The 24372-nt window shown below is 68.1% G+C and carries 27 protein-coding genes; 7 read left to right on the top strand and 20 right to left on the bottom strand.

Going from position 1 to position 24372, the window contains the following annotated elements; translation table 11 throughout:
* Window positions 1-45 precede the first annotated feature (45 nt).
* The gene (locus tag DFR50_RS19455) at window positions 46-756 is read left to right on the top strand and encodes a hypothetical protein (protein ID WP_113890935.1); all 711 of its coding nucleotides are present in this window, start codon (window positions 46-48) and stop codon (window positions 754-756) included.
* Between the two features lie 608 nt (window positions 757-1364).
* On the opposite strand, the gene DFR50_RS19450 is transcribed toward DFR50_RS19455, so the two are convergent.
* The 5 genes from DFR50_RS19450 to DFR50_RS19430 all read right to left on the bottom strand — a co-directional run bounded on the left by DFR50_RS19450 (window position 1365) and on the right by DFR50_RS19430 (window position 6351).
* Window positions 1365-2384, bottom strand: coding sequence for an ABC transporter permease (locus DFR50_RS19450; protein ID WP_113890934.1), 1020 nt, complete (start codon window positions 2382-2384; stop codon window positions 1365-1367).
* Entirely contained in the window at window positions 2384-3178 is a 795-nt protein-coding gene (locus DFR50_RS19445) for an ATP-binding cassette domain-containing protein (protein ID WP_113890933.1), read from the bottom strand. Before DFR50_RS19445 ends, DFR50_RS19450 begins: the two co-directional genes overlap by 1 nt.
* Before the next feature lie 81 nt (window positions 3179-3259).
* Window positions 3260-4267, bottom strand: coding sequence for a substrate-binding domain-containing protein (locus DFR50_RS19440; RefSeq protein WP_113890932.1), 1008 nt, complete (start codon window positions 4265-4267; stop codon window positions 3260-3262).
* A gap of 89 nt (window positions 4268-4356) precedes the next feature.
* A complete protein-coding gene (locus DFR50_RS19435) occupies window positions 4357-5256 on the bottom strand; it encodes a sugar phosphate isomerase/epimerase family protein (protein ID WP_113890931.1) in 900 nt (299 codons plus the stop codon).
* Window positions 5257-5322: 66 nt separating this feature from the next.
* Complete coding sequence (locus tag DFR50_RS19430; protein ID WP_113890930.1) at window positions 5323-6351, bottom strand: Gfo/Idh/MocA family protein; 1029 nt, start codon at window positions 6349-6351, stop codon at window positions 5323-5325.
* Between the two features lie 167 nt (window positions 6352-6518).
* On the opposite strand from DFR50_RS19430, the gene DFR50_RS19425 reads away from it, so the two are divergent.
* Window positions 6519-7598 (top strand): LacI family DNA-binding transcriptional regulator, encoded by a 1080-nt coding sequence (locus tag DFR50_RS19425; RefSeq protein ID WP_170153296.1) that lies wholly within the window; start codon window positions 6519-6521, stop codon window positions 7596-7598.
* Window positions 7599-7882: 284 nt separating this feature from the next.
* Here DFR50_RS19425 and DFR50_RS19420 read toward each other — a convergent pair whose 3' ends face one another.
* Entirely contained in the window at window positions 7883-8359 is a 477-nt protein-coding gene (locus DFR50_RS19420; RefSeq protein WP_113890928.1) for a MarR family winged helix-turn-helix transcriptional regulator, read from the bottom strand.
* 64 nt (window positions 8360-8423) lie between these two features.
* On the opposite strand from DFR50_RS19420, the gene DFR50_RS19415 reads away from it, so the two are divergent.
* Complete coding sequence (locus tag DFR50_RS19415; RefSeq protein WP_113890927.1) at window positions 8424-8912, top strand: carboxymuconolactone decarboxylase family protein; 489 nt, start codon at window positions 8424-8426, stop codon at window positions 8910-8912.
* An 84-nt stretch (window positions 8913-8996) separates the two neighbouring features.
* Here DFR50_RS19415 and DFR50_RS19410 read toward each other — a convergent pair whose 3' ends face one another.
* Both DFR50_RS19410 and DFR50_RS19405 read right to left on the bottom strand, forming a co-directional pair.
* The gene (locus DFR50_RS19410; RefSeq protein WP_113890926.1) at window positions 8997-9353 is read right to left on the bottom strand and encodes a hypothetical protein; all 357 of its coding nucleotides are present in this window, start codon (window positions 9351-9353) and stop codon (window positions 8997-8999) included.
* A gap of 241 nt (window positions 9354-9594) precedes the next feature.
* Window positions 9595-10239: a cysteine hydrolase family protein gene (locus tag DFR50_RS19405; RefSeq protein WP_113890925.1), complete on the bottom strand. Its 645-nt coding sequence runs from the start codon at window positions 10237-10239 to the stop codon at window positions 9595-9597.
* A 176-nt stretch (window positions 10240-10415) separates the two neighbouring features.
* Here DFR50_RS19405 and DFR50_RS19400 point away from each other — a divergent pair, with 176 nt between their 5' ends.
* The 4 genes from DFR50_RS19400 to DFR50_RS31535 all read left to right on the top strand — a co-directional run bounded on the left by DFR50_RS19400 (window position 10416) and on the right by DFR50_RS31535 (window position 14066).
* Complete coding sequence (locus DFR50_RS19400; protein ID WP_113890924.1) at window positions 10416-10991, top strand: histidine phosphatase family protein; 576 nt, start codon at window positions 10416-10418, stop codon at window positions 10989-10991.
* A gap of 453 nt (window positions 10992-11444) precedes the next feature.
* Window positions 11445-11906: a DUF4126 domain-containing protein gene (locus tag DFR50_RS19395; RefSeq protein ID WP_113890923.1), complete on the top strand. Its 462-nt coding sequence runs from the start codon at window positions 11445-11447 to the stop codon at window positions 11904-11906.
* Window positions 11903-13279 (top strand): FAD-containing oxidoreductase, encoded by a 1377-nt coding sequence (locus DFR50_RS19390; protein WP_113890922.1) that lies wholly within the window; start codon window positions 11903-11905, stop codon window positions 13277-13279. The genes DFR50_RS19395 and DFR50_RS19390 overlap by 4 nt, the downstream gene beginning before the upstream one ends.
* Window positions 13263-14066, top strand: coding sequence for a hypothetical protein (locus DFR50_RS31535; protein ID WP_147262817.1), 804 nt, complete (start codon window positions 13263-13265; stop codon window positions 14064-14066). The genes DFR50_RS19390 and DFR50_RS31535 overlap by 17 nt, the downstream gene beginning before the upstream one ends.
* Window positions 14067-14255: 189 nt before the next feature.
* On the opposite strand, the gene dhaK is transcribed toward DFR50_RS31535, so the two are convergent.
* The 12 genes from dhaK to DFR50_RS19325 all read right to left on the bottom strand — a co-directional run bounded on the left by dhaK (window position 14256) and on the right by DFR50_RS19325 (window position 24304).
* Window positions 14256-15248 carry a dihydroxyacetone kinase subunit DhaK gene (gene dhaK, locus DFR50_RS19380; RefSeq protein ID WP_113890920.1) on the bottom strand — a complete coding sequence of 331 codons (993 nt, stop codon included), beginning with the start codon at window positions 15246-15248 and terminating at the stop codon, window positions 14256-14258.
* Window positions 15249-15290: 42 nt separating this feature from the next.
* A complete protein-coding gene (locus tag DFR50_RS19375; RefSeq protein ID WP_113890919.1) occupies window positions 15291-15704 on the bottom strand; it encodes a hypothetical protein in 414 nt (137 codons plus the stop codon).
* Window positions 15701-17314, bottom strand: coding sequence for a putative PEP-binding protein (locus DFR50_RS19370; protein ID WP_113890918.1), 1614 nt, complete (start codon window positions 17312-17314; stop codon window positions 15701-15703). The genes DFR50_RS19375 and DFR50_RS19370 overlap by 4 nt, the downstream gene beginning before the upstream one ends.
* A complete protein-coding gene (locus DFR50_RS19365; RefSeq protein WP_113890998.1) occupies window positions 17307-17633 on the bottom strand; it encodes an HPr family phosphocarrier protein in 327 nt (108 codons plus the stop codon). Before DFR50_RS19365 ends, DFR50_RS19370 begins: the two co-directional genes overlap by 8 nt.
* An 11-nt stretch (window positions 17634-17644) precedes the next feature.
* On the bottom strand, window positions 17645-18034 hold the full coding sequence (gene dhaM, locus DFR50_RS19360; protein ID WP_113890917.1) for a dihydroxyacetone kinase phosphoryl donor subunit DhaM: 390 nt from the start codon (window positions 18032-18034) through the stop codon (window positions 17645-17647).
* Window positions 18027-18635, bottom strand: a complete 609-nt coding sequence (dhaL, locus tag DFR50_RS19355) for a dihydroxyacetone kinase subunit DhaL (RefSeq protein ID WP_113890916.1) — start codon at window positions 18633-18635, stop codon at window positions 18027-18029. The genes dhaM and dhaL overlap by 8 nt, the downstream gene beginning before the upstream one ends.
* Window positions 18632-19648: an ABC transporter ATP-binding protein gene (locus DFR50_RS19350; protein WP_113890915.1), complete on the bottom strand. Its 1017-nt coding sequence runs from the start codon at window positions 19646-19648 to the stop codon at window positions 18632-18634. Before DFR50_RS19350 ends, dhaL begins: the two co-directional genes overlap by 4 nt.
* Window positions 19641-20753, bottom strand: a complete 1113-nt coding sequence (locus DFR50_RS19345; RefSeq protein ID WP_113890914.1) for an ABC transporter ATP-binding protein — start codon at window positions 20751-20753, stop codon at window positions 19641-19643. The genes DFR50_RS19350 and DFR50_RS19345 overlap by 8 nt, the downstream gene beginning before the upstream one ends.
* A 9-nt stretch (window positions 20754-20762) precedes the next feature.
* A complete protein-coding gene (locus DFR50_RS19340; RefSeq protein WP_113890913.1) occupies window positions 20763-20966 on the bottom strand; it encodes a hypothetical protein in 204 nt (67 codons plus the stop codon).
* On the bottom strand, window positions 20963-21916 hold the full coding sequence (locus DFR50_RS19335; protein WP_113890912.1) for a carbohydrate ABC transporter permease: 954 nt from the start codon (window positions 21914-21916) through the stop codon (window positions 20963-20965). The genes DFR50_RS19340 and DFR50_RS19335 overlap by 4 nt, the downstream gene beginning before the upstream one ends.
* On the bottom strand, window positions 21913-22872 hold the full coding sequence (locus DFR50_RS19330; protein WP_113890911.1) for a carbohydrate ABC transporter permease: 960 nt from the start codon (window positions 22870-22872) through the stop codon (window positions 21913-21915). Before DFR50_RS19330 ends, DFR50_RS19335 begins: the two co-directional genes overlap by 4 nt.
* Before the next feature lie 91 nt (window positions 22873-22963).
* Entirely contained in the window at window positions 22964-24304 is a 1341-nt protein-coding gene (locus DFR50_RS19325; protein WP_210208979.1) for an ABC transporter substrate-binding protein, read from the bottom strand.
* Window positions 24305-24372 lie beyond the last annotated feature (68 nt).

The raw sequence follows: 24372 nt of genomic DNA, 5'->3' as shown, positions 1-24372 counted from the left end.
GTCTCATATAACTACTCTTGTCTCAAATGACGGATGCGCATTCCAATGAGCCTAGAAATCTTTTCCGCCGAGGAACACCAGAGATTGGTCGATGCGGAGTCGAGATACGGAAACGCATTCGTCAACACCTATAACACGACGATACTTCTCTCGAATTTGATGATGTGGCCGGTGATCGACTGCGATCTCTTCATCAGGTTTTATTCGCAGATGAAGAAATACCACACTCTCTCGGTGGTCTCGACCGTCAGACTCCACCGCATCCAGGCGAAGATGGATCTTCGATATTTCCTTGAATCGACAGCAAACGCAGCTTTTTCGCTCGCGCATACCGACACGCAGAACTACTTCGACCTTCAGAACAATCGGATCGGTGACGCGCAGAAGGCCACTCTGAAGGCCTACAAGTGGCTTGAGGTCACTTATCTAGCTCATTCCAACTTTATGCGAGAGCTCAAGGCCGACATCAATGAGCAAACGGCTCACGCGCACGTCGTAAACAGTCATCACAATTTCGATTTCGTCCCCGGCCAGAAGGCGGAAATCATCACGTCATACTTCGATTTCGAAGATGACGAGCTTATAAAGCTCGATCTGTGGATCGCCGCTAAGGCCGGCATCCATGCCGCAGATTTGATCCTCACGGTCCAAAAAGACTTCGGCGGATTTCTCCCGTCAAGCGACAGCGATATCCTCGGCCAGCTAATGACAGATAACGACGCCGTGTTGCGTGAACTCCAGAGTGCGAAAGCATAACGCGGCTTCCTCCTCTATCCGATTAGCGCGCGCTTTTGGTCGCCGACCCAAGCTTCGAGCAAGGCTACCGCTACCCGTTACGCATCCGCCTGCGGCCAGCGCAATTTTCCGCGGGGGTTACGGTGACAGTGCACTCTATCGCAGGGGAGTGACCAAGCTACGTGACGGTGCGCTCTCATCAGAAATGAGACCATTCGCCCGCGTTGCCGCGCTGGGTGACGTAAACAGGACGTATCCGGAATGACGGCGCGCGAGAGCCGAGCTATTCCCGCAGAGTTGATCAAAGGTCGGCGACGTCAAATAAGTGCACTGTCACCGTTATCCCGTCACCGTTATCCCCTGTCACTCAATTGAGCGTGTCTCAGCAGCGGGGTGCAGTCCACTAACGTCACCGTCGGCGTGGGCGGCCCCTGGATCGCCGCGTCGCCCTGCGGGCTCCTCGCGATGACGCAGCAGCAGGGGTCCCGCCTGCGCGCTGGATTCGCCCCGCGCAAGCCTCTCAAACGGCTCGTTTCACGCCCGGCTTTCAGCGGCCCGGGACGCTCTTGCTCCGGCTCGGAGGAGCGCCTCCGAAGAGACGCGCCGGCGCCTCCCTTCCGGGGCCACGCCTACCGGTAGCGCTTCTGGTTCCAGCGGTGGCCGAGGAGAGCGAGGATGATGATGAGGCCGTTGAAGAACTGAACGTAGAAGCCGCTGAGGCCCGCCGCGACGATGCCGCTCTGGATGAACGACACGATCAGGGCGCCGATCGCGCCGCCGGCGATCGTGCCGACCCCGCCCCAGGTCGGCGTGCCGCCGACGAACACCGAGGCGATCGCCGGCAGAAGATAGCCGTCGCCGGTCGTCGGCCACCAGGTGAAGTTGACCATGGTCGAGAACACGCCCGCGAGCGCCGCGCCGAGGCCCATGAAGACGAAGGTCCAGATGCGGATCCGCGCCACGTTGACGCCCATCAGGGCCGCGCTGTCCGGATTGTCGCCGACCGCCTTCACCCGGGCGCCGAACCTGTGCCGGTTGAACAGCAGGCCCGCGAACACGACGAACGCCAGCGCCCAGAAAGTCTGCGCCGGAACGCCGAGAAACTCGCTGGAGAACAGCGCGCCCGCGGTCGTGTCCTGCAGGTCGAGCAACGGGATCGACTTGCCCTGGGTCGCGATCAGGATGAGGCCGCGCAGCATGTAATTCATGCCCAGCGTCGCGATCAGCGACGACAGGTTGGCGGTGACGACGAGCGCGCCGACGCACGCCCCGAGCAGCATGCCGGTGACGAGCGCCGCCGCGATGCCGAGGAACGGGCTCAGGCCCGCATGGACCACGAGCGCGAACGTCCAGGCCGAGAACCCCATCGTCGCCGGGAACGACAGGTCGATCTCGCCGACCGTGACCACGAACACGAGCGGCGCCACGAGGCAGAGCGCGACCGGCAGGGTGACGAGAACGGACTCGTAGATCGGCCAGCGCAGGAACACCGAGGGGCTCGCCGCCATGAAGATCGCGATCATCACGACGAACACCGCGAGCGTTCCGAGCGGCGCGCGATTGCGGTCGACGACGCGGCGCAGCGCGTTCTCCGGCGGACGCTCGACCGGACGGACCGTGACCTCGAGGGGCTCCATCGAAACCGACATCACGCCGCCTCCCGCCCGTGGCCCGACCCGCCGGGGACCTCGATCCCCTGCGGATGGGCGAGCCGCTCCATGACCGCGATCAGGCGCTCGGCCGATCCGATCTCCTCCTTGGTCGCCGTGAGCGCCACCCTGCCGCGGTCCATCACGACGAAGCGCTCGGAGATGTCGAACACGTGGTGGATGTTGTGGCCGATGAACAGCACCGAACGCCCGCTCGCGCGCACCGCCCGCACGAAGCGGAACACTTTTTCGGTCTCGGTCAGCGAGAGCGCGGTGGTCGGCTCGTCCATCACGATGAGGTCGGCCTTGTTGTAGATGGCGCGCGCCAGCGCCACGCCCTGCCGCTCGCCGCCCGAGAGCTGTCCAACGATCGAATCGGGCGAGAACACTTTCGAGGTGAAGCCGATCTCGCGCATGAGCCGCTCGGCCTCGGCCCGCTCCCGCTTCGAACGCAGCCAGCCCAGCGCGCCGGTCAGCTCGCGGCCGAGAAAGATGTTGCGGATGATGCTCTGCTGGACGCAGAGCGCCCGGTCCTGGAACACGGTCTCGATGCCGGCGGCGCGAGAGCGCGCCGCGTCCCAGTTGGACGCCGCCTCGCCGCGCACCAGAATCTCGCCGCTCGTCGGGCGGATCGCGCCCGAGAGCATCTTGATCAGCGTCGACTTCCCGGCGCCGTTGTCGCCGATGAGGCCGACGACCTCGCCGCGGTCGACGTGGAAGTTCACGCCGCCGACCGCGAACACCCGGCCGTACGATTTGGCGATGTTCCTGAGTTCGATCAGCCGTTCGCCCATGGCGCCGTTCCTCCCGTGCCTCCCCTCTCCCCGCGGGGGACGAGGGCGAGATCGCCCCGCCCGCTGTCCCGCGGGAAACCGCTAGCGCAGCCCCTGCTTCGCGAGGTCGGCCACGGCGGCGTAATTGTCCGGCGTGACGAAGCCGGCGCTCGTGTCGACGTTGATCGGCGCGAGGCCGTAGACGATCTGCTCGCACAGGCTGAGGATCGGCAGATAGCCCTGCTGGAACGGCTGCTGATCGGCCGCGAGCTGCACCCATCCGTCCTTGAACATCTGCACGATCTGCGGGCTCGTGTCGAAGCCGATGTTGATGATCTCGCCCGGCTTCTTGCCGGCGGCCTTCATGTAGGCGGCGGCGTTGCCGAGCTGCTGTCCGCCCGGATAGACGATCGCCCTGGCCGTCGGGTTGGCCTGCAGCGCCGCCGTCACGACCGGGATCGCGAGGTTGGGGTCGGCCGCCCATTCGGCCTGGCTCGCGAGGCGAACGACCTTGACGCCCGCCTCCTCCAGCGCCTTGGCTGTCGCCTCTTCGCGGGCGGCGCGGATGAGATCGTTGGAGGAGAGCATGACGATCGCCACGTCGCCGGACTTGAGGCCGAAGCGGCGCGCGATCTCGACGCCGAGCGCGTGGCCCTGTGGCGCCTGCTGCGCGCCGACGTAGCCGCCGCCGACCTTGTCGACCGCCGCCGGCACCGGCACGTTCTGGTACATCATCTTGATGCCGGCCTTCGCCGCCTGCTGGGCGAGCGGCAGGATCGCGGCCTCGCCCGGATGCCCCATCATGGCGATGCCGTCGGGATGGGCCGCGACCGCTTCGCGCAGCTGCTGCGTCATCTTCTCGTTCTGCCAGCCGGAGAACACGTAGTCGACCTGGGCGCCCGTATCGGCCGCGGCCTGGCGCGCGCCGTTGTAGACGACGGTGCCGAAGGCGTCGCCCTCGGCGCCGCCGACGAAGAAGCGGATATGCGCCTTGCTGCACCACTTGTCGCGCAGCGCGCCGTCGTCGGCGGCGCTGGCCGCGCCTGCGAAAGCGCTCGCCGCGAGCGCGAGCGCCGCCGCGCCCCGCAACCCCGTCCTCAAGTGTCGCATCGTCGTTTCCTCCCTGTGCGCTGGCGGCCCTTGATCGAGCCGCGGATTGGCCGGAGGCGGAAAGGCGCCCCGGCAAAGGCCCCGCCCTGTCAGGCTGGATTGGGGACGAGGCGCGCGCCGCCCCGGCAGAGCTTGAGATGGTCGAGCGCCCGCACCTGCCCGGTCATCTCGAGCTCGTCGCGATAGACCGGGTCGTGCCAGCCCTCGATGTCGATCGCGCCGCGATAGCCCGCGAGCCTCAGCTCGCTGATCACCCGCGTCCAGTCGGTGTCGCCGAAGCCGGGCGTGCGCATCTGCACGAACGGGTGCTTGCCGAACACGCCGTGCTCGCGCACCACGTCCCAGCGCACGGTCGCGTCCTTGCCGTGCACGTGGAAGAACTTCGGCGCCCATTTGCGGATCTGCGGCATCGGATCGATCAGGTAGACGAGCTGATGGCAGGGCTCCCATTCGAGCCCGAGATTGTCGTTGGGCAGGGCGTCGAACATCAGCTCCCACGCATCGGGATTGTGGGCGATGTTCCAGTCGCCGCTCGCCCAGTTGCCGTCCATCGCGCAGTTCTCGAACGCGAGCCGCACGCCCCTGTCGTCGGCCCGCCGGGAGAGCTCGCCCCACACCTCGACGAAGGCCGGCAGGCTCTCCTCCAGCGGCCGGCCGCGCACGCGGCCGGTGAAACCCGCGATCGTCCGGGCGCCGAAGAGATGCGCATGGTCGATCAACGCCTCCCAGCCGGCGAGCGTCGCCCGGTCGAGCTCCTCGGTCCCGAGCGGATTGCCGAACATGCCGAGCGTGTCGATCGTCACGTCGGCGTCGCCGATCGCCTCGCGCAGCTCGCCCGCGAGCCGCTTCAGGTCCTTGTTCATCGTCTGCCAGAAGAACGGCTCGACGCTCTCGAAGCCGTGGCCGACGATCTCGCGCACATAGGCCGCGGGGTCCGGCGCGTTCGCCCGGATCATCGTTCCGATGCGGATGTCGAGCAGGTCTCTCATCGGGTTCCATTCTCCTGTCGGATCCGAACCGGGCGCCGAGGTCGCCCGATGAATTCGGACCGTTCCTCAGATGACGATGTCGACCCGCCGGCCCTCGCGGGCGCTCGCGGTCGCGCCGAGCGCCATGGCGAGCGAGCGGATATTGTCGCGTCCGGCCGTCTCGGGCGTCCGGCCGCCGCGCGCCGCGGCGACGAAATCCGAGAGCACGCCGAAATGGCCGCCGACCCGATCCTCGGCCGCAGGCGGCGGCGGCTCGACCGCCTCCACGGGATCGAACAGCCCCTCGCGCGGCCCCGGCCGCGCGACCTCGATCCGGATCGCCTCCGCGCCGTCCCAGGTCAGCGTCCCGCGCGACCCGACGAACCGCCAGGCGCATTCCCACGACGTGCAGAGGCCCGGCGCGCACCAGGAGCCGCGATAGGTGAAGAGGGCGCCGTTCGACAGCCCGAACATCGCCGCCGCCGATGCGCCGTGGCGATACCAGGAGGACGGCGGATTCCATTCACGGCAGACGACGTCGCGGCCGTCGAGGCCGGTCATGCAGCGCAGGGCGTCGAAGCCGTGGATCGCCATGTCGAGCAGCAGCACGTGGTCCATCTCCTCGCGGAAGCCGCCGAAATGCGGCGCGAGGAAGAAATCGGCGTGGGCGCTGGTCACTTCGCCGATGACGCCCGACCGCAGGGCGCGGGCGATCCGCCGCACCTGCGGGAGATAGCGTCGGTTCTGCACGACCGCATGGATCCGGCCGGCCGCCTCCGCGCGCGCCACGAGGTCCTGCGCCTCGGCCATGGTCTCGGCCATCGGCTTCTCGCTGAGGACGTGGCAGCCGGCCGCGAGCCCCGCGGTCACGACCGCATGGCGCGCCTGCGGCACGACGACGTCGAACAGCAGGTCGGGCCGCGTCTCGGCGAGGAGCGTCGCGACGTCGCCCGCGATCACGACGTCGGCCAGCGCGAATTCCGCAGCCCGCGCCCTCGCCCGGTCGGGCGCGATATCGGCGAGGCCGACGATTCTGAGGTCGGGGATGTTCCGGGCCGCGTCGAGCCAGGCCTTGCTCATCGCGCCACAGCCGACAAGTGCGGCCCTGAGCTCCATGGACGGCGACCTCCTCGTCCTGCGTTTCGCTTCCCGAGGGCCCGTCTCGGCGGGCCGTAAACGTTTACGACGGTAGGCGAGGCCGGGCGGCTTGTCAAGCGCCTCGGCGCGCCTCTATGACGGGCGGCCGCGGAATCGGTCCGCTTGCGCCGGAGCCAAGGCTCGACTTGATCGGGATTCGCGAACTCGCCCGGGAGCTCGACCTGTCGATCGGGACGGTGTCGCGGGCGCTGAACGACCGCGGCGAGGTCAATGCGGAGACGCGCCGGCGTGTGCTCGAGGCCGCGGCGCGGCTCGGCTATTCGCCGAACCAGTCGGGGCGCAGCCTCCGGCGCGGGCGGACCGATCTGGTCGCGATGATCGTGCCGTCGGGGCCGGACGACACCGTCATCAACACCGTCTTCGCCTCGGTGCTGAACGGCGTGAAGCGAAGGCTCGGCGAGCATGGCTTCGATCTCGCGCTGTTTCTCGAGGACGGCGACGCCGACCGGCTCGGGGCCCTGCGCCGCGTGACGGAGCGGGGCGTCGCCGACGCGCTGATCATCGCCGACACCGAGAGCGCCGACCCGCGGGTCGACTACCTCCTGAAGCGCAAGAAGCCGTTCGCCGCCTTCGGCCGGACCAGGAATGCGGCGCGCCACGCCTGGGTCGATCCCGATTTCGACTCGTCGGTCGAGGGCGCGGTCGCCCACCTCGCCGGGCTCGGGCACGAGCGGATCGGACTGGTTCTGCCCGATCGGGCGGTCCATTTCGTCGCCGTGATCGAGGACGGCTTCCGCCGCGCGCTCGCCGCCCGCGGCCTGCCGTTCGACGACCGGCTGCGCCTGCGCAAGCCCGCCGGCGAGCGCGGCGGCGTCGAGGCGGCCGAGGCGCTGCTGTCGGTCGACGCCTCCCCGACCGCCGCGATCGTCACCGATTCGATGCACGCGGTCGCGCTCTACCGCGGCCTCGCCGAGCGCGGCCTGCGGCCGGGCCGCGACCTGTCGATCCTCGCGCTCCTGCCCGAGGCCAAGGCGCAGTACCTGCTGCCGAAGCTCACCACCTGGCAGACGGACTGGACCGCGATCGGCGAACGCCTCGGCGACGCGGTCGAGACCGAGCTGCGCATCGCGTCCGGCGAGACCGCGGCCGACGGCGCGCCGCCGCGCCGGGTGCAGGCGCTCGCGCCCACGGCGCTCAGCGACGGCGAGAGCGTGAGCCGGCCGCGCGCCCTCGAGGGCGCCTCGCCCGGCCAGCGCCGCGGCTGACCCCTCTCCGCTCGCCGAAGCCCCAACGAGCCGGATGTCCGCGCAGGCGGAGCCCGCCGGTTACGGCGCGGTTACGGTGAACGGAGGTTCATTCCGGCCGTCATTGCGAGCGAAGCGAAGCAACCCATGCACACGACGCCGCGGCGGCATGGATTGCCTCGTCGCTGCGCTCCTCGCAATGACGGGATGCGGCCGCGGTCCCGCCCTCCGCGGCCGGCGGATCGGAAGCTTCACGAGCAGGGTCGCGATCCGGGCGCGGGCGCGCGGTTCGCCAGCGCGCTCGATCACGGCGTCGCCGCCTTCATCGCGACGTCCACGAGCCAGCGGCGGACGATCGCCTCCTCGTTGGGCGACAGCGACGCGGCGAGTTCTTTTTCCAGCGTCTGGACGCGCGCCTTGCATCGCCCAAGCACGGTTTTGCCCTGACTGGTCAGGCTCAGGCGCTGGATTCGCCCATGGACCGGGTGCGGACTGGATTCCAGATGACCATCGCGCTTGAGATTGGCGACGATCACTGTGACGGTCTGCGGCGTGAGCAGCGACAGCCGGGCCAGATCGGCGCCCGAGCATCCCGGATAAGCCGCAATCATGGTCAGCACCGCGAATTGCGGATGCGTCACCCCGGTGTCGGATAGCGCTCGCTCCAGCCGGGTGCGGAACGCGACGTTGGCCTGGCGCAGGAGATAGCCCAGGCGCCCCTCCACGCCGCGCTTGCCCTCGCCCGGCGCGGGGACGCGCGATTGGGAAATCGGGTTGCCCATGTTATTCGAACTCTGCTATGTTGTACGAGTTCGAATATAGCCGGTTTCACGGAGTTTGACGACCATGGCCAACGACGCGCGGCTGCGCATGAGCTACGAGGCGTTCGCCAGGGCCGCTGCGCCCGTCCAGGGCGCGCTGGCTGCGCTCGGCAAGGCCGTCGACGACGCCGGCCTGGACAAGGCGTTCACCGAACTGATCAAGCTGCGCGCCTCGCAGATCAACGGCTGCGCCTTTTGCCTGCAGCTCCATCTCAACATCGCGCGCAAGCTCGGCGTGCCGGGCGAGAAGCTCGACCTCGTCGGCGTCTGGCGCGAGACGGACGTGTTCAGCCCGCGCGAGCGGGCGGCGCTCGCCTGGACCGAGGCCCTGACGGACTTGAGCGACGAAGCGGCGCGCGCGGCCGCGGCGGCGGCGTTGCCCGAGCATTTCACGCCCGACGAGATCCTGTTTCTGACCGTTGCGATCGGGACGATCAACCAGTGGAACCGGATCGCCATCGGCCTGAGCTTTCCGCCGCCGGTCCCGAAACGCGCCGCTCCGGGACCTGCGTGACCTTCTCACGGGCCCCGCGTCGCGACCTCTGACAGCCGGACCCCCGGGGAGGCCGGCGCGGGCCGGCCGCCGACGGGTCGCCGTTCAGGGCGCGACTTCGAACACTTCGGTCGTATACGACTTCCGCTTCAGCTTGCCGGCCGTCGCCTTCCAGTCGTCCGAGCCGGTGAGCTTGGCGAGGTCCGCCGCGCTTCCCCACACCGACGCGGTCGCGATCGACTTGTGCTCGCCGTCGCTGCCGACGGTGACGGACTTGGCCCCGCCCTTCTTCAGCAGGTCGGCGAAGGCCGGAAGCAGAGCCACGTTGCTCTTGAAGTCTTCGTCGCTTGCCGCCTCGACGACGGCGACCCTCAGGACGTCCGCCCTGGCGGCGGACAAGGATGCGGTTCCCAGGACCGCGGCAAATCCAAGCAGCAGCGCGCTCTTCATGACATTGAACATGGTGTCTCTCCCGAGCCTCTTCAGGTTGCCTACGCATGTTTGCGCCGGTTGCCGGCGTTCGTGGCTCTTGTTCTTGTTTTGACAGGCTTCATGACATGGCTGCGCGGAAAGATCAAATCAACACTGTGCATCAGGGCCCCGGCGACGGCCCCTGCCCCTCCCCTCCGACCCATTCGCCGTCGGCGCCGGCCCGCGGCAGGCGAAGCCTCGCCGGGGGCCTTGGCGCGCCCGGCGCCCGGCCTCACGCCGTCTCGTAACCCCGCGACGAATCGGCGACCGCGCCCTCGCCCTTCAGGGCCGACAAGAACGCGTCGTGGGTCATCGGCTTCGAGAACATCGGATAATTCTTTTCGACCGCGGCGTGCTGTTCTTCCCGGCTCAGCGCCGCCGTGCAATCCTTCAGCGTCACCACCTCGTAGCCCTTCTCGTAAGCGGTGCGCATGGTCGATTCGACGCAGCAGTTGGTCAAAAAGCCGCCGAGCGCGACGGTCTTGATTCCCTTGCTGCGCAAGATGAAGTCGAGGTTGGTCGAGGCGAAGCCGCACAGGCCGCGCTTGCCCTCGATCACGATGTCGCCCGGCGCGGGCGTCAAAATGTCGACGATCTCGGCGCCCCAGGTTCCCTTGCGAAACGATTTCGAATCGACCACCCCCTTGAGAATGCCGTAGGGGTTCGGGGTCAGCTCGCGATAATCGTCGGCGAAAGTGATGGGGGCGTGCACGATCGTCACGCCGAGCGCGCGCGCCTGCGCCGCTGTCTCGACCGCGTTGGCGAGCATGTCGGTCTCGTCCATCACCGGCTTGACCGCCGCGTGCAGCGTGCCCCCTTCCGAAGTGAAATCGTTCTGGAATTCGATCAGCACAACCGCCGTCGTGTTCGGATCCATGGGCTCATCCTCCCGTTTCGTCGCCGCCCGCGCTCCGCCGTCGGGGCGCCTGCGCGGACGTTCGACATGTATAGCCGAATACAACCGTTGACACGAGCGCGGGACGCCGGGGCGACTGGCGCGGCCGCGGGCGGAATGCGACACTGGGCGCATCGCAGTTCTTGGCAGGGGAACGCATGCCCTCGACCGTCACTCTCGTTCGCCACGGCGAAACCGCCTGGAGCGCCGCCGGCAGGCACACCGGGCGCACCAACATCCCCCTCACGCCCGAGGGCGAGCGGACGGCGGCGCGCCTGCGCGACCGCCTCGCCGGCCAGACCTTCGACCGGGTGTTCTCCAGCCCGCTCGAGCGCGCCGCCCGCACCTGCGCGCTCGCCGGCTTCGGCGACCGCGCGGTCCTCGATCCCGACCTCGTCGAATGGAACTACGGCGACTACGAGGGGCGGACCTCGCGCGAGATCGAGGCCGAGCGCCCGGGCTGGCTGGTCTTCCGCGACGGCTGCCCGCACGGCGAGCAGGCGGCCGACGTCGGCGCCCGGGTCGACCGGGTCATCGATAAGCTTCGCGTGGGCGACGATCGCGTCATCGTCTTCTCGAGCGCCCACGTGCTGCGCGTCCTGACGGCGCGCTGGCTCGGCCTCGCCCCGACCGAGGGGCGGCTGTTCAAGCTCGACACCGCGAGCGTCAGCGTGCTCGGCTACGAGCACGACAGCCGCGCCGAGCCGGTGATCGCGCTCTGGAACGAGGTTTAAGGCAGTGGGCGGGTAACCGGGGCGGTTTTCCGGGCGCCGCAGTAGGGCGGGGTCGCTGACCCCGCCGGCGCGCTCAGCGAGCGCGCCCTACATGGCCGCGCCCCGGAATCCGCCCAGATTACGTAGACAGGTCGATTCGCCTCCCGCGGAGGGAGAGGACCGGCGGCGCGGCGGCCGGGCGGCCGCGGGCGCCGAACCTCGGCGTTCCGGGCCCTCCACCCGGATCGAGTCCGGGGGCTGCAGGGCTTCGCCCGGCAGTCCCTCTCCCGGGGGAGAGGGAGGCAGCGTCCGGCGCCCGCGGCCCCGCTTTGCACGTTCGCATCGTCGCGGTAAAAGGAGCGGTCGGCCGCGCTTGGCGCCCCGAGCGGTCCGCGACGTCGCCATCCTTTCCGTTCCCGTTCGTCACCCCCGTCGTCACGCTTTTCCCGCCTGATCATGCCGGAGGTTCCGCCCGTGCTCGTCGCTCTCGCCCTGATCGCAGGCCTCGTCGCCGGACTGCGCACCCTGACCGCGCCGGCGGCGGTATCCTGGGCCGCCCGTCTCGGCTTCCTGCACCTCGACGGGACGTGGCTCGCCTTCATGGGCTACGCCTGGACGCCCTGGATTTTCACGGCGCTCGCGGTGGTCGAGCTGATCACCGACCAGTTGCCCTCGACGCCCAGCCGCAAGGTTCCGCTGCAATTCGGCGCCCGGCTGGTCAGCGGCGCCCTCTGCGGCGCGACGCTCGGCGCGTCGGGCGGAGCGTGGATCGCCGGCCTCGTCGCCGGCGTGATCGGCGCGGTGATCGGAACCTACGGCGGCGCCGAGGTTCGCGCGCGCATGGCGAAGGCTTTCGGACGCGACCGGCCGGCGGCGCTGATCGAGGATGCGGCGGCGATCGCGCTCGCCGTGATCGTCGTGGCGGCGCTGCCATGACCCGCCGCTTCGACGCCGTCGTCATCGGGGCCGGTCAGGCGGGCCCGGCGATGGCGGGCCGATTCGCCGGCGCCGGCAAGTCGGTCGCCGTCGTCGAGCGCGAGCGGGTCGGCGGCACGTGCGTCAATGTCGGCTGCACGCCGACGAAAACGCTGGTCGCGAGCGCCTACGCCGCGCATCTCGCCCGCCGCGCCGCCGACTACGGCGTCAGCGCCGGGCCGGTCGGCGTCGATTTCGCCGCCGTCAGGGCGCGCATGCTGGCAATCGTCGGCGACAAGCGCGCCGGCCTCGAGTCCTGGCTCGCCGGCATGCCGACCTGCGCGCTGATCAGGGGCCACGCCCGCTTCGTCGCGCCGCATGCGGTCGAGGTCGGCGGCGAAACGCTCGAGGCCGAGCAGATCTTCATCAACGTCGGCGCCCGCGCCGCGATCCCCGATTTTCCCGGCCTCGACCGGGTCCGCGTCCTGACCAACACGTCGCTGCTCGACCTCGACGCCCTCCCCCGCCATCTCGTCGTCGTCGGCGGCAGCTACATCGGGCTCGAGTTCGCGCAAGTCTTCCGGCGCCTCGGCGCCGAGGTCACCGTGATCGAGAAGGCGCCGCGCCTCGTTGCGCGCGAAGACCCCGACGTGTCCGAGGCGATCCGCGCCATCCTCGAAGCGGAGGGAATCGCGGTCCGCTGCGACGCGGAGTGCATCCGCTTCGCCCCGCAGGGGACGGACGTGGAAGTCGGCGTCGACTGCCGCGGCGGCGCGCCCACCGTGGTCGGCTCGCACGTGCTCCTCGCGGTCGGGCGCAAGCCGAACACCGACGACCTCGGGCTCGACGCCGCCGGCGTCGCGGTCGACGGACGCGGCTTCATCGTCGTCGACGACGCGCTCAGGACCAGCGTCCCGCACATTTTCGCGCTCGGCGACTGCAACGGCCGCGGCGCCTTCACCCACACCGCCTACAACGATTACGAGATCGTCGCCGCCAACCTGTTCGACGGCGCGACGCGCAAGGTCACCGACCGCATCCCCGCCTACGCCCTCTACGTCGATCCGCCGCTCGGACGGGTCGGCCTGTCGGAAGCGGACGCGAAGGCCAGGGGCCACGTCGTGCGGGTGGGAAAACGGCCGATGACGCGGGTGGCGCGCGCGATCGAGAAGGGCGAGACGCAGGGCTTCATCAAGGTCGTGGTCGACCGCGACAGCGACGCGATCCTCGGCGCCGCGATTCTGGGCGTCGGCGGCGACGAGGCGATCCACGGCGTGATCGAGGCGATGGCGGCGGGGCGCACGGCGACCGATTACACCCGCGTCGTCGCCATTCATCCGACGGTGTCGGAGCTCGTGCCGACGGTTTTTGGCGCGCTTGACCAGCCATGTTGACTTGGTTAATAGCGGAGCAATGCACACATCAATTCTATTATACTTGTCCGATTTGGGTAAGTCTGCAGTTAATCGGCTCGCCGAATACAAAGATACATTTCAGGTCACTGGAAGCGTTTCGCAAATCATTTCAGCAGGCGGCGCGATTGTCTTTGGGCTTGCGTCGATTTCCATTGCCTGGAATGTCTTCGGCCTTCAGAAACAACAACGCCTGGACGCCGCACTTGGGCGAGCAAGCGAACACCTGATCGGTTATTCCAAGGATGCACGATCGAACGCATACGGAGTTTCCCGTGGGTTATATTGCATAGATCATCTTAACGCCGTCCTTTTGGCTGCGGACTCATCGTTGTACTGGACTTATGTAAGCAACAGAAAGGGGAACACCTTTACAGACGCTACGACGACGGCATTCTACGGCATTCAGGATGTTGATATAGACGATACCCTCCGAAGAAATCACGATAATTGTCTGGAGCGGAACGCTTCATCTTTAAAGAATCAGGACAGCATCAATTCGCGCGACTCGATGATAACAGACCGATATCTTCTTGAATCGCGGACATTTCAGCTCCTGGATCTGTTTACAACTGTTCTTACCGAGTGGGATCAACGACTTCCCAACGAAGTCAAACAACAGATCGATGACCAGATTCATTCTGATATCTGCGATACCGGAGTGAAGGACTTTTTTTTGATCGTCGACAAGAACGAAATCCTCAAGAAAGCCATCATAACCGGCAGTTACGACAGGTTGGATCGGTTTATAAACGAGAGATGCAACTGACCTCCTCGCCGCAATCGGCAGGAGCCGCCTCAGGACGCAACGCCCCGCGTCGACACCCTCGGCGAACGAGACGCGCGCGCGGCCGGCGTCGCCTGACCCCGTCGGCCGCTCGCAAAGGGGCCGCCGTTTCCGCCCGTCGAAGGTCGCGAGCCGCTCCTGGCGGATCGCTTCGCGGCGACACGCGTCCCGCTACCAGGACAGGGCGGCGGTCTTGACGGGCGCGTCCCACAATCGGGTCAGCCGCTCGTCGAGCGCGGTGACCGTGATCGAGCAGCCGGCCATGTCGAGGGACGTGACCAGCGATCCGGTGAGATAGCGGGTCGCGGTCATGCCGCGGCCGGCGAGAATGCGCCGGGCCGCGTTGACCATCAGATAGAGCTCCATCAGCGGCGTGCCGCCGAAGCCGTTGACGAGCAGCAGACATTGGCTGCCGGCCGGCGCCGCGAGATCGTCCAGGATCGCGCCCAGCATCTCGTCCGCGATCGCGTCGGCGGAGGCCAGCTTGCTGCGCCGGCGGCCCGGTTCGCCGTGGATGCCGACCCCCACTTCCATCTCGTCGGGCGCGAGCGTGAACGTCGGCTTCCCCGCCGCCGGAACCGTACACGGCGTGAGCGCCACCCCGAACGAGCGCGTCCGCTCGTTCACCTCGCGGCCGAGGTCGCGCAGCGCTTCGAGCGGCGCCAATTGCTCGGCGGCCGCGCCGACGATCTTTTCCACCACGAGCGTGCCGGCGACGCCGCGCCTGCCGGTCGACCAGGTCGATTTGGGCACTGCGACGTCGTCGTTGGTCACCACCGTCTCGACCGTCCGGCCGTCGGCGACCGCCAGCTCGCCGGCCATCTCGAAATTCATCACGTCGCCTTCGTAATTCTTGACGATCAGCAGGCATCCCGCGCCCGTGTCGACCGCCTCGATGGCGGCGACCATCTGGTCCGGCGTCGGCGAGGTGAACACCTGGCCCGGACAGGCCGCGTCCAGCATTCCGGCGCCGACGAACCCGGCGTGCAGGGGTTCGTGTCCGGCGCCGCCGCCGGAAATCAGTGCGACCTTGCCCGGGGTCAGGACCTTGCGGCGGACGAACTTCCGCTCGGCCCCCAGTTCGAGGATGTCGGCATGCGCGGCGGCGAGGCCGTCGAGGCTCTCGTCGAGCAGGGTGTCGACCGCGTTCATGAGCCGCTTCATTCCCATGTCCTCCCTCGCGCCCGTCTGTCCGAGCCCGTTGTTTCAATCCTTCAGCGCCGCCACGAGGCGCGCCAGGTGGTGCACGTGTTCGGCCAGCATGTCGTCGAACGCCTGGTTTCGACGGGCGCTGCCGAGATCCGGCGCCGTGAGGCTGATGGCGCGGGTGGCCGCCGGCGCCGCGCCGGAGTCGCGGCGGCCCGGATGCGCCTCGTCATAGGCGGCGAGAAACGCCTCGCGCTCGGCCGGCGAAAAATGGCAAACCTCGAAGATCGCCTCGAGGTGCTGAGCCGGAATCGGCATCGCATAGACGGGATTGACCAGTTGCGACACGAAAGACCGGCTGGCGCCGAGCGCGGCGGCGAGGCGACCGCGCGTGCCGGACGGGCGCTTGTCGCACACCTGTTGCAACAGCCGCTTGTAGTCGGCGACGGTGGCATTGGGCGCTTCGTCGGTCATGGCGCGCCGTCGCGCAAGTCGATCGCGGCGATCGCCTGCTTGGCCGCTCCAACCGCCGACGCCGCCACCGAGAGCGAACGCAGGCCGGCGCGCAGCAGCGGGCCGATCGCGCGCGGGTCGCCGCCGGCGTCGCCGCACAGACAGACCTCGCGGCCGGTCTCCCGTCCATGCCGGGCGACCGACGCGATCAGGCGCAGCACCGCGGGGTTCAGCGGATCGGCGAGCTCGGCGACCGATCCGATGTCGCGGCCGGCGGCGGTCACGTACTGCGTCAGGTCGTTGGAGCCGATCGAAAAGAAATCGGCGTCGAACTGATCGATGGCGATCGCGGCGGCGGGAACCTCGATCATGATTCCGAGCCTGGGGCGGCGGGCGGCCAGCCCGTCCCGGGCGAGGCCGGCGAGCGCCGTCTCCATGAGCCTGCGCGCGGCCTCGAGTTCGGCCGGCACGGTCACCATCGGCAGCATGACCCGCACGTCGCCGTGCGCCGCGGCGCGCGCCAGCGCGCGCAATTGGGTCAGGAACAGGTCCGGACGGCGCAGCGACAGGCGGATGCCGCGCAGGCCGAGGAAGGGATTGCTTTCGCCATCCTCGGTCACGCCCGCGATCGGCTTGTCGCCGCCGGCGTCCAGGGTGCGAATCGTGACCGGCCGGCCGTCGGCCCAGGCGACGATGCGCCGGTAGGCCTCGTGCTGCGCCTCCTCGTCCGGCAGCGCCCCGGGTCCATCGAACAGGAGCTCGGTCCGGACCAGGCCGATCCCGTCGCAGATCGCGGGATCGAGCCCTTCGAGTTCGTCGGCGGAACTGGCGTTGAGGGTGAGGGTGATCCGGGTCCCGTCCCGGGTGACGGCCGGCCCCATGCGAAAGGCGGCGTTCAAGCCGCTCGCCCGCTTTTCCTCGTCGGCCCGCGCGGCGAAGACGGCCCGGGTCGCCTCCGTCGGATCGAGCACCACCTCGCCGGCCGCGGCGTCGACCAGGGCCTCGCGACCGGCGGCGATTTCGGCCGCGCGGTCGAGGCCCACGATCATCGGCACGCCGCGCGCGCGCGCCAGCATCGCGACGTGGCTCGCCGGGCTGCCTCCGGCCAGCACGATCGCGCCGCCCTGCGCCCAGTCGATGGCGAGAAAGCGCGAAATCGGCAGGTCCGCCGCCACCACCACGGCGCCGGCGGGAACGGCGAAGTCGGCCGCCTGCGGCTCCAGATGGCCGAGCACACGGTCCCGGATGTCTTCGAGATCGGCCGTGCGGGCGGCGAAATGATCGTCGCCCGCGGCGCGATAGCCGGCGATCTCGACCGCCATCGCGGCCTCCCAGGCGGCGGGGGCGGACTGTCCCGCGCCCACTCCCTCCAGCGCCGGACGAATCAACTCCTCGTCGGACAGCATCGCGACCTGAAAGCCGAGCATGTCGGCCGCCTCGCCGGTCGCCTTCGCCGCCAGCGCCTCGACTTCGGCCAGCGCTCCCGCCAGCGCCCGGTGAAGCGCCGAGGCCTCTTCGGCCGGAGCGCCGACGCCCCGGCGTCGCTGCGGCCTCGCCGCCTCCAGCACGGCGACCACCCCCTTCGCCACGCCCGGCGCGGCGCTGCGGCCGAACAGGCGAAGCTCAGCCATGGCTGAGATCCGCCGGCTCGTGGCTCGGCTCGCCGAATCCGCCGCGAACGAGCGCCATCAGCGCCTGCGCCGCCGCGGCGGCGCCGGGGCCGGACGCGCGCACATGCAGGACCGCGCCGCACGGCGCCTTCACCCGCATGACCTTCACCGGACTCTTCGCGTCCACCCATGGCCCGTCGGCGGACAGCGCGATTTCGACGCGGCAGGCGAAGGTCTTGGCGAGCTGGGTCAGCTTGACCGAAGGCCGCGCGTGCAAGCCGACCGCATTGACGAGTTCCGCGCTGTCGGTCGCCTGCTCGGTCGCCGGAGAGTCCCTCATCGCCTTGTCCTTCATTGCGGGGACAGTTCTTCCGCCGTGCGCCGGACGGCCTCCAGCGTCGAACCGCCGGACGCCTCCGTCGCCGCCATCACGGCGCCTTCGACGATCGGCGCGTTGCACACGACCACCCGGTCGCGCCGCTCCGCATCGAGCATTTCGATCGCCATTTCGCTGTTGGTCTCGGCGCCGCCCAGATCCACCAGAACGGCGACGCCCGCTTCCGACCACGCGCGATCGATCGCGTCCCGGATCGAGGGCACGCTCGTGCCGAGGCCGCCGCCCGGATCGCCGCCGGCATAGGCCAGATTGACGCTGTCGCCAACCATCTGACGCACCATGTCCGCCGCGCCCTCGGCGATCTTGGGCGAGTGCGACACGATCACGATCCCGACATTAGCCAAGGTCCAGCTCCTCCAGCGCCCGACACAGGGACGCGATCATCAACGCCGACGAGCGGGCGCCGGGGTCCATATGCCCGATCGAGCGCTCGCCGAGAAACGAGGCGCGGCCGCGGGTGGCGAGCATGGGAACGGTCGCGTCCGCGGCGGCGGCCGCCACGATCGGCAGCCGCGCCGGCAGGTGCGGACCGCCGTCCGCGAGGGCGGCCTGCACCGGCGCCAGAACGTCGAGCAGCGTCTTCTGGCCGGGATGCGACTTGCCGCGGGCCTCGACCGCCTGCACGGCGGCGGCGAAGGCGGCGGCGATGTTGGACGCGTCCGGGGCGATCGTCTTGCCCAGGGCGAGGAACAGCGTTCCGTAAAGCGGCCCGGATGCGCCGCCGACCTTCATCACCAGCTGCGTGCCGATCGCCTTGAGCGCATCCGGGAGCGGCTTTTCCGCGGTCGCCGCCGCGTCGGCGCGCACAGCCTCGAAACCGCGCCTCATGTTGACGCCGTGGTCGCCGTCGCCGATCGCCTGATCGAGTTCGGTGAGTTCGTCCGCATGGGCGATCACCGCGTCGGCCACGGCCACAATCAGCTTGTGCAGATGCTCAGGCGTCATGTCCGCACCCTCTCGCCCGTGGCGCTGAAGAACAGGGGATCCTTGAGCGCGATCGCCACGTCGTCGCCAGGTCCGAGACCGGAATCGGGATCGGCGAGGGTGACGAAATCCTGCTCCCCGAGTTGCACGTGCAAGTGGTCCTGATCGCCGAGATGCTCGACCCAGGTGACGCGACCGGAGGCGCGGCGGCCGTTGGCGCGGGTGATCTCGGCATGTTCGGTGCGCGCGCCGACCGTCGTCGCGCGCGCCGGCGCCGCCAGCTCGGGGAAGGCCGAGCGCGGCGCCAGATTGATCTGCGGGCTGCCCAGACGCGCGGCGACATAGACGTTGGCGGGGTCCTCGTAGACCTGACGCGGCGTGCCGACCTGCGCCAGCCGGCCGTTTTCGATCACGCCGACGCGGCTGCCCAGCGTCATCGCCTCGGTCTGGTCGTGGGTGACGTAGAGGATCGTCGCGCCGAGTTCTCGCTGGATGCGCTTCAGCTCGATACGCAGTTCGGCGCGCAGCTTGGCGTCCAGCGAGGACAGCGGCTCGTCCATGAGGTAGATCGACGGCGAACGAACCAGCGCCCGTCCGATCGCCACGCGCTGCATCTGACCGCCGGACAGCTTCGTCACCCGCTGGTCCAGCTTGTCGGCGATGCGCAGAAGCGTCGCGACGTCGTTGACCTTCTGGCGAATGACCGGCTCCGGCGTCGGCCGCGCCGGCGAGCGCAGCGGAAAGGCCAGATTGTCGAACACCGACAGGTGTGGGTAGAGCGAATATTGCTGGAACACGAAGGCGACGTCGCGCTGCGCCGGCGAGTCGCGGGTGACGTCGCGGCCGGCGATGCGGATGCCGCCCGCATCCGGCCGCTCGAGACCCGCGACCAGGCGCAACGTGGTGGTCTTGCCGGCCCCGGTCGGCCCCAGCAGGACGACGAAGGCGCCGTCCTCGATGGTCAGCGACAGATCGGACACCGCCTGCGTGGCGCCGAACCGCTTGGAGACCCGATCGAGCGCGACCTCAGACATGGGCGTGCTCCATCGGGTGCGGATGATCGTGGAGCGCGGTCCGGATCGCCTGTCCGGAGGCGGCGTCGAACACCGAGATGCGGTCGGGACGAAATTCCAGTCCGACCGCCTCGCCGATCGACACTTTGACATTGGCGGCGAGTCGCGCCCGGGTCACGCCATGCGGGGTCGTGACCGTGACGATCTGGGTGGTGCCGAGATATTCCGTGCCGAACACCTCGCCCCTCAGCCGGGCGGCGTCGCTCAGGCGGACATGCTCCGGGCGCACCCCGAGAATGAGGTCGCGTTTCGTCACGGCCTCGCGCGGGGCGGGAATGCCGATGTCCGCTTCGCCGACCCGAACGCTGCCCCGGCCAGGCTGCAGCCCGTCGTGGAACGTCAGCAGGTTCATCGGCGGCGAGCCGATGAAGTCGGCGACGAACACCGAGGCCGGCCGGTCGTAGACTTCCCGCGGCGTGCCCCACTGCTCGATCACGCCATGGCTCATCACCGCGATCTTGTCGCCGAGCGACATGGCCTCGGTCTGGTCGTGCGTCACGTAGACGGTCGTCGCCTTCAGCCGGTCGTGCAATCCGCGCAATTCGCCGCACATCACGTCGCGCATTTCCGAATCCAGCGCGCCGAGCGGCTCATCCATCATGAACGCCATCGGCCGGCGCACGATCGCCCGCCCGAGGGCGACGCGCTGGCGGTCGCCGCTGGAGAGGCCCGACACCGGGCGGTCGAGCAGGTCGGTGATGCGCAGGATGCGCGCCGCCTCCTCGACCCGCGCCTTGACCTCGGCGCGTTTCATGCCGGTCGAAACGAGCGGAAAGCCGATGTTCCTGCGGACATTCATGTGCGGGTAGAGCGCGAACAGCTGGAACACGAACGCGATGTCGCGCTCGGAGGCGCGTTTGAACGTGACGTCCGCGCCGTCGAGCAGGATCCGGCCGCTGGTCGGCAGCTCGAGGCCGGCGATCATCCGCAGCGTCGTCGTCTTGCCGCACCCCGACGGGCCCAGCATGACGAAGAACGTGCGGTCTTCGATCACGAAGTTGGAATTCTGCACCGCGACGAAGCCGTGGAAGGCCTTGTGCAGATGTTCAACGCGTATCTCCGCCATGGCGACGCCCTACTGCGGAAAGTGGCTGACGACGACGAACCCGAGCGTGCCGCTGAGGATCGTCACGAACGAATAGCTGTAGAGGTCGAGCGAGAACGGCTGGGTCATCATCAGGATGCCGAGGCCGATGACGGCCATCGCCCCGTTCTCCCAGGGTCCGCGCCGGAACCAGCGCGTCCAGCCCGCCGGCGCGATGGCGTGCAGATCGGTCATTTTCGCACCGCTCCGAAGGTGATGCCGCGCAACAGGTGCTTTCTCAGGGCGATCGTGAACACCACGATCGGCAGCAGGAACAGCGTCGTGCCCGCCGCGACCGCCGGCCAGTTCTGGCCGCCTTCGCCGATGATGAACGGGATGAAGGGCGGCATGGTTTGCGCCTCGGAACTCGTCAACAGGAGATTGAACGCATATTCGTTCCAGGAGAAGATCAGGCAGAAGATCGCCGTCGCCGCAATGCCGGTCACCGCCTGCGGCAGCACCACCTTGCGAAACGCCTGCAGCCGCGTGTAACCGTCGACCAGCGCGGCCTCTTCGTACTCGCGCGGGATCTCGTCGATGAATCCCTTGAGCAGCCAGACCGCCAGCGACACGTTCACCGCAGTGTAGAGCAGGATCATGCCGATCCGCGTGTCGTAGAGGCCGAGCCAGCGGTACATCATGTAGATCGGCACCGCGACCGCGATCGGCGGCATCATGCGCGTCGAGAGAATGAAGAACATGAGGTCGTCGGCCAGCGGCACGCGGAAGCGCGAGAAGCCATAAGCCGCGAGCGTGCCGAGGAAGGTCGCCAGAATCGTCGAGCCGAAGCCGATGATCAGCGAATTGAGGAAGCGCTCGACGACGCGCGACGGCCCGGCGATCACCATGTCGCGGTCGCGGGCGATCTTCTCCCACCAGGTCGCGGGCGGCGGCAGTTTGGCGATGAAGTCGTGCGACTGATGCGTCTGCACGGTGAAGAGATCGACGAACCCCTCGAGCGTGGGCGTGAAGAGGATCTTCGGCGGATAGGCGATCGCGTCCGCCTGCGACTTGAAGGCGGTCGCGCCGATCCAGAGGAGCGGCAGAATCGCGATCACCGCGTAAAGGACGACCGCTGCGGCGGCGAGCCGGCGCGCGAGCGGGGACGGCTCGGAGAACGGGCGCGGCGCGTGGACGTCGCTCATTGCTGCTTCACCCAGTTGAGCGCCCGGACGTAAACGTTGGCCGCGCCGAAGATCGTGACGAACAGGATCACCGCGAGCGCCGAGGCGTAGCCGGTCTCCCACTTTTCGAACGCGGCGCGCTTGAGCGTGATCGAGACGGTTTCGGTGACCGACCCCGGTCCGCCCGAGGTGAGGAGATTGACCATGTCGAACATCACGAACGACTGGATCGCCTGGAACAGCACGGCGAGCATGAGGAAGGGCAGCACCATCGGCAGGGTGATCGACCAGAACTGCCGCAAGGGGGAGGCGCGATCGACCTCCGCCGCCTCGTAGATGTAGTCGGGAATGGAGCGCAGGCCGGCGAGGCAAATCAGCATCACATAGGGCGTCCACATCCAGGTGTTGACCAGGACGATCGTCCAGGGCGCCAGCGCGACGCTGCCGATCATCGAGAACGAGCTCGGCGCGACGCCGGCGAAAAAGCCGATCACGTAGTTGAACGGTCCGATCTGCGGCTGGAACAGCAGGGTCCAGAAATTGCCGACGACCGCCGGGGACAGCATCATCGGCAGCAGAATGACGGTGGTCCAGAAGCTGTGGCCGCGGAATCTCTGGTTGATCAGCAAGGCGAGGCCGAGGCCGATCAGGATCTGCAGCGTGATCGTCCAGAACACGAAATGCGCGGTGACGCGGAAATTCGCCCAGATGTCCTCGTCGGTGAGGATGTCGATGTAATTGTCGAGGCCGACGAAACCGGCCGGGTTGGGCAGGTTGGCCATCAGGCCGGTGAACGACAGCCGGATCGCCCAGATCAGCGGAAAGATGTTGATCGCGAGCAGCAACAGCATCGTCGGCAGGATGAACAGCCAGGCGACGGCGCGATCCGACAACCCTCTCGCCCGCACGGCGACGGCGGCCGGCGTGCGCCGGGCTGCTCGTTCGGCAAGGCTGCTTGCTTGGTTCGTCACCGTCATGACCTGCCCGCTTGTCGACCGGAGGCGGCTCCTCGGCGGCGGGCGCCGCCGAGGACGAGTTTAGGGGGGAGCCTGGCGTTTCGTCACGCGGTCAGGAAGGGTCCTTGCCTTCCTGCTTGAACACCTTGATCCAGTCCTTGACCAGCGCGTCGAGCGCCTGTTGCGACGTGCCCTTGTTGGCGACGACGTAATCGTGGACCCGATTCTGCATGTCGAGAAGCAAGGGGACGTACAGCGGCTCCGCCCAGAAGTCCTTGACCATGCCCATCGATTCCACGAACGACGGCGCATAGGCCGCGCTGGCCTTGTAGGCGTCCGATTCGAGCACCGCCTTCGAGGCGGACGCGCCGCCGAGATCCGTCCATTTCTGCTGAATCTCCGGCTGCGCGAACCATTTCACGTAGAGCAGAGCATCGTCGACGTCTTTCGACGCCGCCACAACCGAAAGCCCCTGACCGCCGAGCTGGGTGAACTGACCGGTCGGACCGGCCGGATTCTTGAAGAAGCCGATCTTGTCGCCGCCGACGTTCGGATCTTTGTTGAGTCCGGGGAAGAACGCATACCAGTTCATCTGCATCGCGACCTGGCCGGACTTGAAGGCGTCGAGCCCCTCCTGCATGTAGGCGTTGGTCAGGCCGGGCGGCTGGCAGCAGTCGAACAATTCCTTGTAGACGTCCATGCCTTTTGCCGCGCCGGCGGAGTTGACGATGCCTTTCATATGGTAAGGCTTGTTGGGGTCCATATAATCGAAGCCGTAATTGTACATCGCGTTGGTGACGCCCATCGTGATGCCTTCCGAGCCGCGCTCGGTGAAGATATACGATCCGTAGACCTTCTTGCCGTCGATTTCCTTGCCGGTGAAGAATTTTGAGATTTCGATCAACTCGTCCCAGGTCTTCGGCGGCTCGAGCTCGCGATTGTACTTCGCCTTGAACTCGGCGCGCAGCTCCGGCTTGGCGAACCAGTCCTTGCGATAGGTCCAGCCGACCGCGTCGGCCATCGCCGGCAGGCCCCAGTAGTTCGGCGTATTCTTGGGCCACTCGGCATAGCCGACGACCGTCGCCGGCAGGAACGTGTCCATCGAGATCTTGTTCTTGTCGAAGAAATCGTTGAGCTTCACGTACCACTTGTTCTCGGCGGCGCCGCCGATCCATTGGCTGTCGCCGATGATCAGGTCGCATTCGGTGCTGCGCGAATTGAGCAGGTTGATGAAGTGGTCGGCGTAGCTCGTCCAGGGAACGAACTCGTGCTTCATTTCGATGCCGGTGGCCTTGGTGAAGTCCTTGTCCAGCTCGACCAGCGCATTGGCCGGGTCCCAGGCGGCCCAGCACATCGTGAGCGACTTGCCTTCCGCCTGCGCCGAGGATGCGGTTCCGAGGGTCAGCGCCAGGGTTCCCGCACAGCATAACAGGGATAAATGCGTCCCGTTCATCCTCATGGTGTCTCCTCCTCTGGCCAGGCACGGCCGGCCGCCACAGGGCCTCGCGTTATCCGCGATTT

The organism is Roseiarcus fermentans (assembly GCF_003315135.1).
Taxonomy (GTDB): domain Bacteria; phylum Pseudomonadota; class Alphaproteobacteria; order Rhizobiales; family Beijerinckiaceae; genus Roseiarcus; species Roseiarcus fermentans.
The sequence above is the reverse complement of the archived record's forward strand: the minus strand, read 5'-3'. Positions and strand labels throughout refer to the sequence as shown.

Bases quoted from the DNA above. Each gene is read 5' to 3' on its own strand.
- DFR50_RS19330 (WP_113890911.1), bottom strand. From the start codon at position 22,872: ATGACGGTGACGAACCAAGCAAGCAGCCTTGCCGAACGAGCAGCCCGG.
- DFR50_RS19325 (WP_210208979.1), bottom strand. From the start codon at position 24,304: ATGAACGGGACGCATTTATCCCTGTTATGCTGTGCGGGAACCCTGGCG.
- DFR50_RS19365 (WP_113890998.1), bottom strand. From the start codon at position 17,633: ATGAGGGACTCTCCGGCGACCGAGCAGGCGACCGACAGCGCGGAACTC.
- DFR50_RS19350 (WP_113890915.1), bottom strand. From the start codon at position 19,648: ATGTCTGAGGTCGCGCTCGATCGGGTCTCCAAGCGGTTCGGCGCCACG.
- DFR50_RS19445 (WP_113890933.1), bottom strand. From the start codon at position 3,178: ATGGGCGAACGGCTGATCGAACTCAGGAACATCGCCAAATCGTACGGC.
- DFR50_RS19415 (WP_113890927.1), top strand. From the start codon at position 8,424: ATGGCCAACGACGCGCGGCTGCGCATGAGCTACGAGGCGTTCGCCAGG.
- DFR50_RS19430 (WP_113890930.1), bottom strand. From the start codon at position 6,351: ATGGAGCTCAGGGCCGCACTTGTCGGCTGTGGCGCGATGAGCAAGGCC.
- dhaK (WP_113890920.1), bottom strand. From the start codon at position 15,248: ATGAAGCGGCTCATGAACGCGGTCGACACCCTGCTCGACGAGAGCCTC.
- DFR50_RS19405 (WP_113890925.1), bottom strand. From the start codon at position 10,239: ATGGATCCGAACACGACGGCGGTTGTGCTGATCGAATTCCAGAACGAT.
- DFR50_RS19410 (WP_113890926.1), bottom strand. From the start codon at position 9,353: ATGTTCAATGTCATGAAGAGCGCGCTGCTGCTTGGATTTGCCGCGGTC.
- DFR50_RS19435 (WP_113890931.1), bottom strand. From the start codon at position 5,256: ATGAGAGACCTGCTCGACATCCGCATCGGAACGATGATCCGGGCGAAC.
- DFR50_RS19455 (WP_113890935.1), top strand. From the start codon at position 46: ATGAGCCTAGAAATCTTTTCCGCCGAGGAACACCAGAGATTGGTCGAT.
- DFR50_RS19450 (WP_113890934.1), bottom strand. From the start codon at position 2,384: ATGTCGGTTTCGATGGAGCCCCTCGAGGTCACGGTCCGTCCGGTCGAG.
- DFR50_RS19340 (WP_113890913.1), bottom strand. From the start codon at position 20,966: ATGACCGATCTGCACGCCATCGCGCCGGCGGGCTGGACGCGCTGGTTC.
- DFR50_RS19370 (WP_113890918.1), bottom strand. From the start codon at position 17,314: ATGGCTGAGCTTCGCCTGTTCGGCCGCAGCGCCGCGCCGGGCGTGGCG.
- dhaL (WP_113890916.1), bottom strand. From the start codon at position 18,635: ATGACGCCTGAGCATCTGCACAAGCTGATTGTGGCCGTGGCCGACGCG.
- DFR50_RS19390 (WP_113890922.1), top strand. From the start codon at position 11,903: ATGACCCGCCGCTTCGACGCCGTCGTCATCGGGGCCGGTCAGGCGGGC.
- DFR50_RS19400 (WP_113890924.1), top strand. From the start codon at position 10,416: ATGCCCTCGACCGTCACTCTCGTTCGCCACGGCGAAACCGCCTGGAGC.
- DFR50_RS19335 (WP_113890912.1), bottom strand. From the start codon at position 21,916: ATGAGCGACGTCCACGCGCCGCGCCCGTTCTCCGAGCCGTCCCCGCTC.
- DFR50_RS19375 (WP_113890919.1), bottom strand. From the start codon at position 15,704: ATGACCGACGAAGCGCCCAATGCCACCGTCGCCGACTACAAGCGGCTG.
- DFR50_RS19420 (WP_113890928.1), bottom strand. From the start codon at position 8,359: ATGGGCAACCCGATTTCCCAATCGCGCGTCCCCGCGCCGGGCGAGGGC.
- DFR50_RS19345 (WP_113890914.1), bottom strand. From the start codon at position 20,753: ATGGCGGAGATACGCGTTGAACATCTGCACAAGGCCTTCCACGGCTTC.
- DFR50_RS19440 (WP_113890932.1), bottom strand. From the start codon at position 4,267: ATGCGACACTTGAGGACGGGGTTGCGGGGCGCGGCGGCGCTCGCGCTC.